At 72.5% G+C, this 14,860-nt stretch carries 13 protein-coding genes and 1 tRNA gene; 13 read left to right on the top strand and 1 reads right to left on the bottom strand.

From position 1 onward, the window contains the following. Positions 1-130 precede the first annotated feature (130 nt). From SKED_RS17460 to SKED_RS17445, 4 genes are all read left to right on the top strand, one after another. Positions 131-1,276 (top strand): pirin family protein, encoded by a 1,146-nt coding sequence (locus tag SKED_RS17460; RefSeq protein WP_012868509.1) that lies wholly within the window; start codon positions 131-133, stop codon positions 1,274-1,276. Between the two features lie 125 nt (positions 1,277-1,401). Continuing rightward, positions 1,402-2,535 carry an acyltransferase family protein gene (locus SKED_RS17455; protein WP_012868508.1) on the top strand — a complete coding sequence of 378 codons (1,134 nt, stop codon included), beginning with the start codon at positions 1,402-1,404 and terminating at the stop codon, positions 2,533-2,535. A 182-nt stretch (positions 2,536-2,717) separates the two neighbouring features. Continuing rightward, positions 2,718-3,308 carry a M15 family metallopeptidase gene (locus SKED_RS17450; RefSeq protein WP_012868507.1) on the top strand — a complete coding sequence of 197 codons (591 nt, stop codon included), beginning with the start codon at positions 2,718-2,720 and terminating at the stop codon, positions 3,306-3,308. A 28-nt stretch (positions 3,309-3,336) separates the two neighbouring features. Further along, positions 3,337-5,172, top strand: coding sequence for a TerD family protein (locus SKED_RS17445; RefSeq protein ID WP_012868506.1), 1,836 nt, complete (start codon positions 3,337-3,339; stop codon positions 5,170-5,172). A 21-nt stretch (positions 5,173-5,193) separates the two neighbouring features. On the opposite strand, the gene SKED_RS17440 is transcribed toward SKED_RS17445, so the two are convergent. Then, positions 5,194-5,267 (bottom strand) — tRNA-Gly (locus SKED_RS17440). A gap of 56 nt (positions 5,268-5,323) precedes the next feature. Here SKED_RS17440 and SKED_RS20810 point away from each other — a divergent pair. The 9 genes from SKED_RS20810 (at position 5,324) to mnhG (ending at position 14,850) form a co-directional block, all read left to right on the top strand. Next, positions 5,324-5,962: a TM2 domain-containing protein gene (locus SKED_RS20810; protein WP_012868505.1), complete on the top strand. Its 639-nt coding sequence runs from the start codon at positions 5,324-5,326 to the stop codon at positions 5,960-5,962. Positions 5,963-6,123: 161 nt separating this feature from the next. Next, a complete protein-coding gene (gene dcd / locus SKED_RS17430) occupies positions 6,124-6,699 on the top strand; it encodes a dCTP deaminase (protein ID WP_012868504.1) in 576 nt (191 codons plus the stop codon). A gap of 1 nt (position 6,700) precedes the next feature. Continuing rightward, positions 6,701-7,783 carry a hypothetical protein gene (locus SKED_RS17425; RefSeq protein ID WP_012868503.1) on the top strand — a complete coding sequence of 361 codons (1,083 nt, stop codon included), beginning with the start codon at positions 6,701-6,703 and terminating at the stop codon, positions 7,781-7,783. A 304-nt stretch (positions 7,784-8,087) separates the two neighbouring features. Next, complete coding sequence (locus SKED_RS17420; protein ID WP_081448033.1) at positions 8,088-11,240, top strand: Na+/H+ antiporter subunit A; 3,153 nt, start codon at positions 8,088-8,090, stop codon at positions 11,238-11,240. Beyond that, positions 11,240-11,716 carry a Na(+)/H(+) antiporter subunit C gene (locus SKED_RS17415; protein WP_012868501.1) on the top strand — a complete coding sequence of 159 codons (477 nt, stop codon included), beginning with the start codon at positions 11,240-11,242 and terminating at the stop codon, positions 11,714-11,716. Before SKED_RS17420 ends, SKED_RS17415 begins: the two co-directional genes overlap by 1 nt. Next, positions 11,713-13,335, top strand: a complete 1,623-nt coding sequence (locus SKED_RS17410) for a Na+/H+ antiporter subunit D (protein ID WP_012868500.1) — start codon at positions 11,713-11,715, stop codon at positions 13,333-13,335. Before SKED_RS17415 ends, SKED_RS17410 begins: the two co-directional genes overlap by 4 nt. Beyond that, on the top strand, positions 13,332-13,955 hold the full coding sequence (locus tag SKED_RS17405) for a Na+/H+ antiporter subunit E (RefSeq protein WP_012868499.1): 624 nt from the start codon (positions 13,332-13,334) through the stop codon (positions 13,953-13,955). Before SKED_RS17410 ends, SKED_RS17405 begins: the two co-directional genes overlap by 4 nt. Further along, positions 13,952-14,419, top strand: a complete 468-nt coding sequence (locus tag SKED_RS20140) for an MrpF/PhaF family protein (RefSeq protein WP_012868498.1) — start codon at positions 13,952-13,954, stop codon at positions 14,417-14,419. The genes SKED_RS17405 and SKED_RS20140 overlap by 4 nt, the downstream gene beginning before the upstream one ends. Continuing rightward, complete coding sequence (gene mnhG, locus SKED_RS17395; RefSeq protein WP_012868497.1) at positions 14,416-14,850, top strand: monovalent cation/H(+) antiporter subunit G; 435 nt, start codon at positions 14,416-14,418, stop codon at positions 14,848-14,850. The genes SKED_RS20140 and mnhG overlap by 4 nt, the downstream gene beginning before the upstream one ends. Positions 14,851-14,860: the final 10 nt, after the last annotated feature.

Genomic DNA, 14,860 nt, shown 5'->3' with positions numbered 1-14,860 from the left:
CTCTCCGGCCGTGGGATCTGTCACGCTCGGCATCTGCCTCTGCACGGCCCCCGCGCGCCTCTCGCACGCCCCTCGGCACGCGTCCCGCGCGCACGTCAACGAGCGAGGACGACGGCGATACGCTCGCACCGTGAGCAACCTCGACGCCGCCCCGACCGAGCAGACCTGCGCCTCCGGGCAGAGCAGGCAGGCGGACGGCAGCGGGCAGAGCAGCCAGCCTGCCCCGGGCCGAACGGGGCATCAGGCGCACCAGGTCGGCGTGGAGATCCTCGAGCCCCGTGAGGTCCCGCTCGGTGGGGCCCGCGCCATGACCGTCCGGCGGACGCTGCCGCAGCGCGCCCGCAGCATGGTCGGCGCGTGGTGCTTCCTCGACCACTTCGGGCCCGACGACGTCACGGCCGGGCCCGGCATGCAGGTGCCACCGCACCCGCACACCGGCCTCCAGACCGTCACCTGGCTGTTCGCCGGCGAGATCGAGCACCACGACTCCGTCGGCTCCGACTGCCGCGTCCGCCCGGGAGAGCTCAACCTCATGACGTCGGGCCACGGCATCTCCCACTCTGAGCACTCGCCCGACGACCGCACCACCACCACGCTGCACGGCGTCCAGCTGTGGACGGCGCTCCCGCACGCGAGCGCCGACGTGGCCCCCGCCTTCGAGCACCACGAGGACCTCCCGGTGCTCCAGGCGGCAGGAGCCCGGGTCCAGGTGTTCCTCGGCGCGCTCCCGGCCCAGCCCGGGCTCGGCCGTCCCGAACCTCTCGTCTCTCCCGCCACCACCTACACCGAGCTGCTCGGCGCACAGGTCGACCTCGAGGCCGGCGCGACCCTCGTGCTCCAGGTCGACCCGGACCACGAGCACGCCGTCCTCGTCGACTCGGGCGAGGGCGTCACGGTCGACGGCGAGCAGGTCGTGGCCGACCACCTCGGGTACGTCGCCCCCGGCCGCCGCGGGCTCGCGCTCACCACGACCACGCGCGCCCGGCTCGTGCTCCTCGGCGGACGGCCCTCGACCGAGGAGATCGTCATGTGGTGGAACTTCGTGGGGCGCAGCCACGACGAGGTGGTCGCCGCACGTGCCGACTGGCAGCGGCAGAACGGGCACGCAGACCGCGACACCCTCGACGCCGGACGTACCCCCACCGGGCAGGAGTCACCATCGACCAGCCGACCCGGCGACGCTAGGTTCGGGACCGTCGTCGGCTACGACGGCGCACCGCTCCCCGCGCCCGTCCTGCCCAACGTGCGCCTCGCACCCCGGAGGAACCCGAGCTGACCACACCGCCGGAACAGCCCCGCCCCTCGTCGTCGCAGGCCCCGTCGCCGCGCGTCCCGTCGCCCCGGACGAACCCGCCCGGTCCCTCCCGGGCCGAGGCGCCGTCGACCACCGGCTCGGCCGGCGTGCCGCTGACGGCCGGGTCCCGCGACCGCTTCGCCGACCTGCTCCGGACGCTCGCGCTCGGTGCCGTGGTCCTCGGGCACTGGACCATGGCGGCGATCGGGCGGGACGCCGAGGGCGGCCTCGTGGTCGACAACGTGCTCAACTCCGAGCGGTGGTTGTGGCCGCTCACCTGGGTGCTCGTGCTCATCCCCCTGTTCTTCTTCGTCGGCGGGTTCTCGAACGCGACGAGCTGGTCGCGCGTCGTCGAGCGCACGACCGGGCCCACCGGCGAGGCACCGGGCCCGCTGCGGCTGTGGGTCGTCTTCGTGCGGCGGCGGCTCGGCGGGCTGCTGCGACCGCTCGTGCCCTTCGTGCTGCTGGTCGCCGCCGTCGTGGCCGTGGCCCTCGCGCTCGGCGCCCCTCCCGGGCTCACCCGCACGGTCACGGTCGTCGTGGTCATGCCCCTGTGGTTCGTCGCCGTGTTCGCGGTGCTGGCGCTCGTCGCGCCCGTGATGCTGCGCCTCCACCGTCGCTACGGGTGGCGCGTGGTCGTGGCGCTCTCGCTCGCGGTGCTCGTCGTCGAGCTCGTCCTCATGGTCTCGGGCGAGGCCGCCGTGGGGTACGCCAACTACGTGCTGGTCTGGGGGACGGCCCAGCAGCTCGGCTTCGCCTACGCCGACGGGTCGCTCCAGCGGCTGCCACGCCGCGCCGTCGCGTGGTGGGCGGTGCTCGTCCTCGTCGCGCTCGCGGCGGTCACCGCGTCGCCGTGGTGGGCCGAGTCGATGATCGGGCTGTCCGGCGAGCGCTCCAACTTCAGCCCGCCCGGGATCGTCCCGCTGCTCCTCGGGCTCGTGCAGATCCCGGTCGCGCTGCTCCTGAGGCCCGTCGTCGCCCCGCTCCTCGACCGACCGAGGACCGCCCGCGCCCTCGACGCCGCGTCCGGCAGCTCGATGCGGGCGTTCCTCTGGCACCTGCCCGTCATGGTCGCGGTCACCGGTGTGCTGCTCGTCCTGGACGTGCCGTTCCCCGACCCCGGCACGGCGACGTGGTGGCTCACGCGACCGCTGTGGTTCGCCGTGCTCGGGCTGGCTCTGTGGGGCGTGCTCGCCGCCACCGACGCGCTGCGCGCCCGGACCGCCCGAGGCGTGCGGTAGTCCGGCCCCTCGTGCCGAGGTGCCCGACCCTGCACGCCGAGGTGCCCGGCTCCGCTGGCTGTGATGCCCGACTCCGCACGCCGGGGTGCCCGACCACTCATGCCGAGGTGCCCGCCGCCGATGGGGGAGACGCAGGGTGCGCTCGACCAGCGGGCGCCCGGCCGACCAGCAGGAGGACACCGGTGGACGGGATCGTCGCGATCTCGCAGCGCATGGCTGCGATCCAGGCGACCATGAGCTCCTTCCAGCCGGTCCAGCAGCCCGCGAGCGGGACCATGGGAGCCTCGCTGTTCGGCGATGCGCTCGCGCAGGCGGTCGGCGAGACCTCGACCGCCACGGCTGCCACGACGACGCCCGCGGCGTCGACGGGGTCGTGGACCTCCGGGGTCCCCTCGGACCTCCTCGCCTACGGCAACGGCAACGTCCCGCGCGAGGCGCTCGCGACCGTCGGGCAGACCGGCCACCGCCTCTGGGCGCCGGCGGCGACCGCCCTCGAGCAGGTCATCGCCGACGCGGCGAAGGACGGCGTCACCATCGGCGTCACCGACTCGTACCGCTCCTACGACGCCCAGGTGGACGTCGCCGAGCGCAAGGGGCTGTACACCGAGGGCGGCCTCGCGGCACAGCCCGGCACCAGCCCGCACGGCTGGGGCATCGCGGCCGACCTCGACCTCGACGCGGCGGGCCAGGCGTGGATGCGCGCCAACGGCGGCCGCTACGGTTTCGTCGAGGACACACCGCGCGAGCCGTGGCACTGGGTGTACCGGAAGTAGGTCTCCGGCGAGCAGGGGGAGGAGCAGGATGAGCGTGTCTACGGGGCGAGGGCCCCTGCCGACGAGCGTCGCGAGCAGGTACCCGCACGGGTACGCCGTCGTCGACGTGGAGACGTCGGGCCTCAGCCCGACCCACCACCGTGTCCTCCAGGTCGCCGTCACCCAGGTCGAGCCTGACGGCGCGCTGGGGCGGTCGTGGTCCAGCCTGCTCGACCCCGGGGTCGACCCGGGGCCTGTGCACGTCCACGGCCTCACCCGGGAGCGCCTGGCGGGCGCACCGCAGTACCAGGACGTCGCGGGGACTCTCGACGAGCTCGTCCGAGACCGCGTCCTGGTCGCCCACAACGCCCGCTTCGACTGGGGGTTCCTCGCTGCGGAGTCCGACCGGGCACGGGCTCCGCTGTCGGTGGACCGACGACTCTGCACCCTCGCGCTGAGCCGTCGGCTCGACCTGCCCGTCTCGGACCTCAGGCTCGCCACGGTGGCGGCCCACTGGGGTGTCCAGCAGCGGCGTGCCCACGACGCCGAGGACGACGTCCGCGTGCTCGTCGAGGTCCTGCGGCACTCGCTCGCAGCCGCGGACCGGCTCGGCATGACGCTCCCCGTCGCAGCCTGCGGGCCCGGTGAGCCAAGCGCACGGGACGGGGGCCCGGTGCGCCCGAGCCCGTCGCCACGGGTCCCGTGCGACTGGGCCTGGCCCGGCCGCTGGGACGGTGCGTCGCCCTGGGTCCAGGGCATGAAGATCGTCTTCACCGGGCCGACCGAGCGCCCACGCGACGACCTGGTCCGGCTCGCGGTCGGTGCGGGGCTGGACGTCATGAACTCGGCGAGCTCTCGGACGTCGGTCGTGGTGTGCGCGACGCCGGCAGCCACGACGCGCAAGCTCGCAGCGGCCCGGGCCCACGGTATCGAGATCGTCGACGAGCGTGTGTTCCTCGACCTCGTCGGACGTGTGGTCCCGGGCAGACCGGTGGGAGCCGCACGTCAGGTTCCTGCCGTCGAGGGAGCTCTCCGTCCCAGCGGACCTCTCACCGGACGACGCGTCCTGGTCGTGGGTGGGACGCACACCGAGTCGTCGGCGGTCCGAGAGCGGGTCGTCGCTGCTGGGGGCCGCGCTGCGGTCAACCTCACGGCAGCCGTCACCGACGTCGTCGGGCTCCCCGGCGCGGTCGCAGACCCGCGCTGGTCCCGGATCGAGTCGACGGCGGCCGTCGACCACCTCGACCCGGTCACGCTGACCCCGGTCGCCCCGCCGCGACGGACCGTCCAGCCTCCCGCCGGGACGGGCGCGTTGCCGTCTGCTGCTGCGGCGGCGCCGCCAGCCCGTCGCGTCGTCCACGGAGCCGACGTCCCCGTGCTCCCGCGCGGCGGGGTCCTCGACCTCCCGGACGTCGAGCAGTGGTCGCTCAGCGTGCGGCGACCGGAGAACACTTCCGACGTCGACGTCGTCGCGTTCGTCACCGACGACCTCGAGAAGGTCGCAGACGACTCGGGCCTGGTCTTCTTCAACTCTCCCGAGCACCCGAGCGGATCCGTGTCCGTCGCGGAAGACGCGCCGGGCGAGACGCTCGTCGCGATCGACCTGGAGCTCCTGCCCGAGGGGGCGACGAGGATCGTCGTCGCGGCCTCGACCGAGGGCGAGACAGCCTTCGGGGAGGTCGGACCGATCGAGCTCGTGCTGCGGGACGTCGACGGCACGCAGGTCGTCCGCTCGACGCTCGACGCGGGGACGGTCGAGCGGTCCATGGTCCTCGCCGTCGTCTACCGACGAGGTACGGCGTGGCGGTTCCGGGCTGTAGGACAGGGGTACGAGTCAGGACTCGCTGATCTTGTCCGGCTCTTCGGGGTGGCGGTCGACGGATGAGAGCACGTCATGACCAGTCTGTGGAGCGGATGACGGGAATCGAACCCGCGCTATCAGCTTGGGAAGCTGAAGTTCTACCATTGAACTACATCCGCACTGCGCAACCATCGCGCGACGACGATCATACCCATACGACGGGAGCGAACGACAAGTGAGCAGCTTCTCAGGCTACGGGTCGGTCCCGTCGGAGCCTCTGCCCGAGCACGAACGACCCGACTGGATGCGCCCCGCCGCAGGCCTGCCGGGCACCTCGGCCGAGCCGCCGACCGCGCCGTACGGTTACGCCCTCGACACGCCCGGCCCGTCCTCGGCCCAGCCGCCGTACCTGGCGCAGCCGCCCGCCGGACCGGGCGCCGTGCACCCCTACCCGGGGCAGCAGCCCCCGCAGCAGGCAGGCCAGCAGCCCTACGCCCAGCAGGGCTACACCGTGCCGGTCCCGCCAGCGGGATACCCGGGCACGGGTCACGGCGTCCAGCAGCCCGGGTACCAGCAGGCCGCGTACCAGCAGGCCAGCTACCCGCAGCCCGGTGCCCCGTGGGCGCCGGACGCCTACGCCAAGTCACGGGTCGCCGCCGGTCTGCTCGGCATCTTCCTCGGGGCGCTCGGGGTGCACCGCTTCTACACGGGCCACACCGGGGTCGGCATGATCATGCTGCTCATCACCGTGCTGTCCTTCGGCACGCTGTCCTTCGTCACCGGGGTCTGGGGTCTCGTCGAGGGCATCCTCTACCTCACCGACCGCACCGGCAGCTACTCCCGGGACGCCCGCGGACGGCCGCTGCGCGGCTGACGCTCGACGGCCGCTGCGCGGCTGTGGTCCGACGGCCGCTGCGCGGCTGCGGTCCGATGGCCGCTGCGCGGCTGCGGCCCGACGGCTCGATGCCCGTCGATGCCGGTCGAAGCCCGTCGATGCCCGGCCGGTGACGGCAGCCGATCGGCTACCTTTGCAGGGTGCTGCTCTCAGACCGTGACATCCGTGCCGAGCTCGACCTCGGGCGCGTCAGGCTCGACCCGTACGCGCCGGAGATGATCCAGCCGTCGAGCATCGACGTGCGCCTCGACAGGTTCTTCCGGCTGTTCGACAACCACAAGTACCCGTTCATCGACCCGGCGGCCGAGCAGCCCGACCTCACGCGCGCCGTCGAGGTCGAGCAGGGCGAGTCCTTCATCCTGCACCCCGGCGAGTTCGTCCTCGGGTCCACCTTCGAGGCCGTCACGCTGCCCGACGACGTCGCCGCGCGCCTCGAGGGCAAGTCGTCCCTCGGCCGGCTCGGGCTCCTGACGCACTCGACCGCAGGGTTCATCGACCCCGGGTTCTCCGGCCACGTCACCCTCGAGCTCAGCAACGTCGCGACCCTCCCCATCCTGCTGTGGCCCGGCATGAAGATCGGGCAGCTCTGCTTCTTCCGTCTCTCCTCGCCCGCCGAGCACCCCTACGGCTCCGAGCGCTACGGCTCCCGGTACCAGGGCCAGCGCGGCCCGACGGCCTCGCGGTCCTGGCAGGGCTTCCACCGCTCCGAGGTCTGACGTGGACGACGCAGCCGACGCCCGACCGAGACTGCAGCCGCTCCCGGCGGTGTCGGGGCACCCGATCGCCGACCTCTACGTCCGCCACCTCCTCGCGGTCGAGGACGACGTCGACCCCGCCGAGGTCGAGGCCCTGGCCATGTCCAGGTTCCCCGCCACCCGGTGGGAAGAAGCCCCCGAGGTCGCCCGCGCCAAGGGTGGCGACCGCCTCGTCCCCGGGACCCTGCGGACCTCGCGCCACACGACGATCTCGGGTCCCTACGCGCCCGAGAGCACCGACGGCAGCGGGCTGGGCTTCGAGGGCCCCGTCGGCATGGTCTACGAGGTGCTGTGCCCGCGCGAGCGTGGCGCGGCGCCCTACCCGGGCGGAGACCGCGACGGGCTCGGTCGGGTCTACTCCGAGGCGTACCCGATCCGCGAGGAGGCGCGCGTCGCCACCTGGCTCGTCGCCGTCGCGCGACGCCTCTGCGGCGCCGTGCGCTTCGACCTCGGCGACGCCGGGCCGCGCTTCGTGGTGCCCGACCCGGCCGCCTCGGTCGACCTCACGGTCTTCTCCGACGTCTGGCTCTCGCCCGACGCCGCGCTCGCCGTCTGCGTGGCGGCCGACTCCGGGGCTCGCCTCGCGAGCACCGGGACGCCCTGGCAGGGACCGCCTCCGACCGCCGGCACGGTCCCGGTCGAGAGCGACGGGCCGCTCACGCCCGCGCAGCTCGCCGCGCTGCACGCGCGCGCGGAGGACGTCGACGTCGCCGCGCTCAGCGGGCCCCAGACGCTGTCCGCCTACGGCGTCGAGGTCGACCTGGGGGACGGCGGGCTCGTGTCGGTCGAGGTCAGCGGCGTCGAGCAGCTGCCCCTCGTGCTCCGCGGCCTCGAGTGGGCGGTCGACGGGGCCATCGCCTACCAGGTGCGCTGGACCCCCGACGACCTCGTCGACTGGCAACGGGAGCTCCCGTCCTTCGAGCACCGGGTCGCGCGCACCCGCGCCGTGGGGGTCGTCACGGCGCTCGCCCGCGCGGTCTACGGCGCCGTCGGCGGCGAGGTCGTCGACCAGGACGAGTTCCTCGTGGAGCCCGACGAGATCTGACGACGGCGGCGGGAGTCGCACCGTCACCTCGGCCCGGTAGCCCTCCTGGGCTCCCTCTCCCGGGACGTCTCGACGTGGCGTTCGTCTCGTCTCGTCCGGGTGCCTCCCCGTGCTGCCGGGCCTAGCCCGAGCGCCGAGCGCCGTGGTGCCGCAGAATGGTCTCACCGGAGCCTCCCGTGGCACCGGCCGACCCCATGCCTTGGTAAACTGATCGCCACAACTCCACCCTGCCCTGGGCGCGTGCTGACCTGCGCGCGCGCAGCGGGGCTGACCGACCACCCGCCCACAACAGGACGGAGCGGACGTGCTGCTCTTGCTCGTTGCCCACGTCGTCATGGCACTTGCCGCGCCCGCACTGGTCTCCTGGCTGGGGCGTCGAGCCTTCCTCGTGATGGCTCTCGCGCCCGCCTCGGCGGCTGTCTACGCACTCTCCCAGACCGGCCGTGTCATGGACGGCGACCACCCCACCGAGGTGGTCAGCTGGATCCCCGCGCTCGGCGTCGAGCTGTCGTTCCGCCTCGACACCCTCGGCTGGCTCATGCTGCTCCTCGTGGGCGGCGTCGGCGCGCTGGTCCTCGTGTACTGCTCGGCGTACTTCGCCGCGTCAGCCTCGGGCCTGCGCAAGTTCGGCGGGGTCCTCACGGCCTTCGCCGGCGCGATGGTAGGACTCGTCACCGCTGACGACATGCTCCTCATGTTCATGTTCTGGGAGCTCACCACCGTCTTCTCCTACCTGCTCATCGGTCACTACCACGACCGCAAGGCGAGCCGCCGCGCCGCCATGCAGGCCATCATCGTCACCACCGCGGGCGGCCTCGCCATGCTGGTCGGCGTGGTGATCCTGGGCCAGACCGCCGAGACCGGCTACAGCCTCTCCGGGCTCCTCGCGAACCCGCCCGAGGGTGCGGCCGTGACTGCTGCGGTCGTCTGCCTGCTCGTGGGTGCGTCGTCCAAGGCCGCGCTCATCCCCACCCACTTCTGGCTGCCCGCCGCGATGGCTGCCCCGACCCCGGTCAGCGCGTACCTGCACGCCGCCGCGATGGTGAAGGCCGGCGTGTACCTCGTCGCCCGCTTCGCACCGGCGTACTCGCACCTCACGGTGTGGGTCGCGATCATCGTGGTCCTCGGGTGCGGGACCCTGCTGCTCGGCGGCTACCGCGCGCTGCGGCAGAACGACCTCAAGCTCGTCCTCGCCTACGGCACCGTCAGCCAGCTCGGCCTCATCGTCCTCATGGTCGGGCTCGGGTCCCGCGCCGCGGCGCTGGCCGGCCTCGCCATGATCGGCGCTCACGCGATGTTCAAGGCGGCGCTGTTCCTCACCGTCGGCATCGTCGACGCCGCGACCGGCACCCGCGACCTGCGCCGGCTCTCCGGGGTCGGGCGCGCCATGCCGCTCACCGCTCTCGCCGGTGGTCTCGCGACGGCCTCGATGATCGGCCTGCCGCCGTTCGCGGGCTACGTCGCCAAGGAGGCCGCGCTCGAGGCCCTCGTCCACGACGGCGTCCCGGTGGGGCCGTCGTGGCTCGGCCCGCTGGTCATCGCCGCCGTCGCGGTCGGCTCGATGCTCACGGTGGCCTACGGGCTCCGCTTCTTCTGGGGGGCCTTCGCCACCAAGAAGGGCGCCCCCGCCATCCCGCTCGTCGCGGTCAACGCCGAGGGCCACGCCGTCGAGACCTCGCAGGTCGACACCGCGGCCATCAAGCGTCAGTCGCTGCTCATGGTCGTCCCGGCGCTCGTGCTCGCCGTCCTCGGTCTTGCCGCCGCGCTCTTCCCGGCGGTCGGGGAGCGGCTCCTCGCGCCGCACGCCGACAGCTACCCGACGGGAGAGGCCGGTCACCTGGTCCTCTGGGCGGGCATCACGCCGGCGTTCTGGCTGACCGTCGCGATCCTCGGGCTCGGCGGGGTGCTGTTCTGGCAGCGCCGGGCCGTCGAGTGGTTCCAGGCCGCGATGCCGCGCACCCTCGAGGCCGACAAGGCCTACCGGCGCTCCATGCGCGCCCTCGACGACCTCGCCGCCGACGTCACCGCCATGACGCAGCGTGGCTCGCTGCCCTTCTACCTCGGCGCGATCCTCATCGTGCTCGTCGTCGGCCCCGGTGGCATCCTGCTCACGCAGACCTCCTGGCCGACCGAGACGCGCCTCTGGGACACCGCCGCGCAGATCGCCCCCGTGCTCGTCATCGTCGTCTCGTCGATCCTCGCCGCGCGGTCGCGCCGCCGCCTCAAGGCCGTGCTGCTGGCCGGTTTTGCCGGGTACTCGGTGGCCTTCCTCTTCATGCTGCACGGCGCCCCGGACCTCGCCCTCACGCAGGTGCTCGTCGAGACCGTCACCCTCGTGGTCATGGTCCTCGTGCTCCGCAGGCTCCCCGCGTACTTCTCGGACCGCCCGCTCGCGCTCTCGCGGTACGTGCGCCTCGCGATCGCCGTGGCGGTCGGCGTCGTGGTCATGGGCTTCGCGCTCGTGGCCCCCGGCGCCCGCGTCCACGAGGCCGTCTCGACCAAGTTCCCCGACGAGGCCTACGAGTTCGGCGGTGGCAAGAACATCGTCAACGTGACCCTGGTCGACATCCGCGCCTGGGACACCATGGGCGAGATCTCGGTGCTGCTCGTCGCGGCCACCGGTGTCGCGTCGCTCGTGTTCCTCAGCCGCCGCGGAGGCGAGATCTTCCGCGCGCAGAACGTCACCTCGGACTCGGCCAACGCCTACCGGGTGTGGGCCGCGCAGACCGAGGCCGAGGCCAGCCCGCAGGTCGCCGCGCTCATGCCGGCCAAGGGAGCGCCTGCGCAGCCCGCCCAGTCCATGCGGCAGCGCGTCTGGCTGCCGGCCGGCAAGACGCTCGCCCCGGTCCGACGCTCGGTGATCTTCGAGGTCGTCACACGACTGCTGTTCCACTCGATGATCGTCTACGCGATCTTCCTGCTGTTCGCCGGCCACAACGCGCCCGGCGGTGGCTTCGCCGCAGGGATCGTCGTCGGCATCGCGCTCGTCGTGCGCTACCTCGCCGGCGGCCGCTACGAGCTCGGCGAGGCCCTCCCGGTCCAGCCCGGCCTGCTGCTCGGCGTCGGTCTGTTCCTCTCCGCGGGCGTCGGCCTCGGGTCGCTGATCTTCGGCGGCGGCGTGCTGCAGAGCGAGATCGTCGACTTCACCCTGCCGCTCTTCGGTGACGTCAAGCTCGTCACCGCGCTGTTCTTCGACCTCGGGGTGTTCCTCGTGGTCGTCGGGCTCATCCTCGACGTCCTCCGATCCCTGGGAGCTGAGATCGACCGTCAGATCGACCTTGCCCTGCCCGTCCAGCAGAACGCCGTCGAGGGCATCTCCGTCGGCGTCGGGACCAGCTCCGTCGAGCACTCCCGCGAGAACGCGGCGCACCGCACACGCGACAGCCGCGGCAACACCCGCTCGACCGAGGACGGCTCCGCGACCGGCGGGGCCACCGAGCGCGAGGGGAGGCTCTGATGGACCTCATCGACATGAGCCCCAACCTGCTGCTCGTCGTCGCGATCGGCGTGCTCTTCACCACCGGCGTGTACCTGCTCCTCGAACGCAGCCTCACCCGCGTGCTCATCGGCTTCATCCTGCTGGGTAACGGCGCGAACCTCCTGTTCCTCGTGGCCGGTGGCCGCGCCGGGGGAGCGCCGCTCATCGGGGAGACCGACCCCGCCGACATGAGCGACCCGCTGCCGCAGGCCATGGTCCTCACGGCGATCGTCATCACCCTCGCGCTCACGGCCTTCGTGCTCGCCATGGCCTACAGGTCCTGGCAGCTCCACGGCCACGACGAGGTCCAGGACGACCTGGAGGACAAGCGCATCGTGCGGCTCGCCGCGAAGAACGCGCCCCTCTACAACGACACCGACGCCGAAGAGGACAGCGAGAGCATCGATGAACAGGCCGCCGAGGCACGCGACGAGACGGAGAGGGGCACACCGTGAGTGAGTACACCTGGCTCGTCCCGCTCCCCGTCGTCATGCCGCTGTTCGCGGCCGGGCTGACGCTCGCGCTCTACCGGCACCCCCGCGCCCAGCGCGTCATCTCCGTGGTCGCCCTGTCGCTCATGGTGGCCGTCGGGGTCGGGCTGCTGTTCCTCGCCGACTCGGGTCCCGTGGTCGTCGACATCGGCGGGTGGGCGGCGCCGGTCGGCATCGACCTCGTCGCCGACCGTCTCTCGTCCCTCATGCTCACGGTGTCGAGCGTCGTGATGCTCTGCGTCCTGCTCTACTCCCTCGGGCAGGGCATCACCGACGGAGACGAGGCCGCGCCCGTCTCGATCTACCACCCGACGTACCTCGTCCTGGCGGCGGGCGTGTCCAACGCGTTCCTCGCCGGCGACCTCTTCAACCTCTACGTCGGCTTCGAGATCCTGCTGGCCGCCAGCTACGTGCTCCTGACGCTCGGGGGGACCGGCGAGCGGATCCGCGCCGGGTCCATCTACGTCATCGTCGCGCTGCTGTCGTCGATCATCTTCCTCGTCGCGATCGCCCTCGTCTACGCCGCGACCGGCACCGTCAACATGGCGCAGCTCGCGCAGCGCCTCCCCGAGATCGACCCCGGGGTCGCCCTCGTGCTGCAGCTGCTGCTGCTGCTCGCCTTCGGGATCAAGGCGGCGATCTTCCCGCTGTCCGCCTGGCTGCCGGACTCCTACCCGACGGCCCCGGCCCCGGTCACCGCGGTGTTCGCCGGACTGCTCACCAAGGTGGGCGTCTACGCGATCATGCGCACCCAGACGCTGCTCTTCACCGACGGTCGTCTCGACACGCTCCTCATGTGGCTCGCGCTCGCGACGATGGTCATCGGGATCCTCGGAGCGGTCGCGCAGAACGACATCAAACGACTGCTGTCCTTCACGCTGGTCAGCCACATCGGGTACATGCTCTTCGGCATCGCGCTCGCCAGCCAGGCGGGGCTCGGTGCGTCGATCTTCTACGTCGCGCACCACATCACCGTGCAGACCACGCTGTTCCTCGTGGTGGGGCTGGTCGAGCGCAGAGGTGGGTCCACGTCGCTCGAACGGCTGGGCGGTCTCGCGAAGATCGCCCCGGGCCTCGCGATCCTCTTCTTCATCCCCGCGATGAACCTCGCCGGCATCCCGCCGCTGTCCGGGTTCCTCGGCAAGGTCGGGCTGCTCGAGGCCGGTGTCGAGCAGGGCACCGCCCTCGCCTACACGCTCGTGGTCGGCAGCGTCGTCACCTCGCTGCTCACGCTGTACGCGATCGTCAAGGCCTGGAACAAGGCGTTCTGGCAGACCCCGCCCGAGCCGCTGCCCGAGGCGACGCTCCCGCGCACCATGGTCGGTCCGACCACGGCCCTCGTGGCCGTCGGCCTGCTGCTGACCGTCGTCGCCGGACCGCTCTACGGCTACGCCGACCGTGCCGCCGCGACCATGCAGGACAACAGCAACTACATCGACGCGGTCCTCGGCGAGGACGGGCGCGGCGAGGGCGACTCGACCGACTCGGTGCCCAACCCGGGGATCGACAACACCCCGGTCCCCTCGCAGAGCTCGTCGCCCGACGACGGCTCGACCGGCACGACGGACGGAGGCGACTCATGACGATCCACCGCAGACGCCGGAAGATCCTCGAGCAGTGGCCCACGGTCCTGTGGCTCGCCCTCGTGTGGGTGATGCTCTGGGGCTCGCTCACGTGGGGCAACGTCCTCGCGGGTCTCGGCATCGCCGTGCTCGTCACGGTCCTCATGCCGCTCCCGACCATCGACTTCCACGGGCGGGTGCGGCCGCTGGGCATCATCGCCCTGCTCCTGCGCTTCGCGTGGGACCTCGTGATCGCCTCCGTCGAGGTGAGCCTCTACGCCTTCAGGTTCCGCATGGTGCCCCGCGGTGCGGTCGTGGGCGTGAGGCTGCGGAGCTCCTCGGACCTCTACCTGACGATCGTCGCGGAGATCAGCTCGCTGGTCCCCGGCTCGCTCGTCATCGAGGCGCACCGCAACACCGGCATGCTCTACCTGCACGTCCTCGACATCGAGTCCTACGGTGGGCCGGACAAGGTCCGCCAGGACACCCTCGAGCTCGAGGCCCGCGTCATGCGCGCCCTCGCCTCGGACGAGGAGCTCGCCCTCGCCGGCGTGGCCCGCACCCGACGCGGGCAGGCCGCGCTCGACGCAGCCCGCTCCGCCGAGCAGGGCACGACCCCGACCACGGAGGTCCCGTCATGACCGTCGTCGCCATCATCTGCGGCACCATGCTCGTGGTCGCCGCGATCCTCGCGCTGGTCCGCGCCGAGCGCGGGCCGAGCATGCTCGACCGCACCGTCGCCCTCGACGTGTTCGTCACCGCCCTCGTGGGTGGGATCGTCCTGGAGTCCGCCGTGTCCGGGCGTCTCGACACCCTCCCGATCCTCGTCGTCCTCTCGCTCGTGGGCTTCGTCGGGTCGGTGACCATCGCCCGGTTCGCCGCCGTGGAGCCCGAGGGCGAGGGCCGTGTCCGGACCGCCGAGGAGGTCGCCCAGGAGGAGGCCGCCCGTGCCGGTCACGACATCGACCACCCGATGCTCGACGAGCCGCGCGACCTCATCGAGCCGAAGGACCCGAAGGGCACCGAGCACTCGACCACCATCGGGGCCATCCCGCAGGCGGCCAAGACCGTGCAAGACATCACCGGACCGAAGGAGGAGCGATGAGCTGGACCGCCGTGGCTGACATCGCGGCCTACGCCTGCCTCATCGGAGGGTCCTTCCTCGCGCTCGCCGCCGGCGTCGGTGTGCTGCGCTTCCCCGACCTGCTCGCCCGCATGCACGCCGGCACCAAGCCGCAGGTGCTCGGCCTCATCCTGCTGCTCACCGGTGAGGCCCTGCGTGTGCGCAACATGCAGGTGCTCGGCATGCTCGTGCTCATCGTCGTGTTCCAGCTGCTCACCGCGCCCGTCGCCGCGCACATGGTCGGCCGCGCCGGCTACCGCACCGGGAAGGTCCGCAACGACCTGCTGGTCCTCGACGAGCTCACCGAGGACCACTTCCGCGCCCCCGCCAAGCCGGAGCGCTGCGAGGACGACCACGGGCTCGACAACCCGGCACGCCGGGCGAAGCACGAGCCCGAGGCGCCCAAGGCCTAGCCTGAGGCGC

It is taken from the genome of Sanguibacter keddieii DSM 10542 (assembly GCF_000024925.1).
Lineage (GTDB): Bacteria > Actinomycetota > Actinomycetes > Actinomycetales > Cellulomonadaceae > Sanguibacter > Sanguibacter keddieii.
This window is presented reverse-complemented; position numbering and strand designations above follow the sequence as displayed.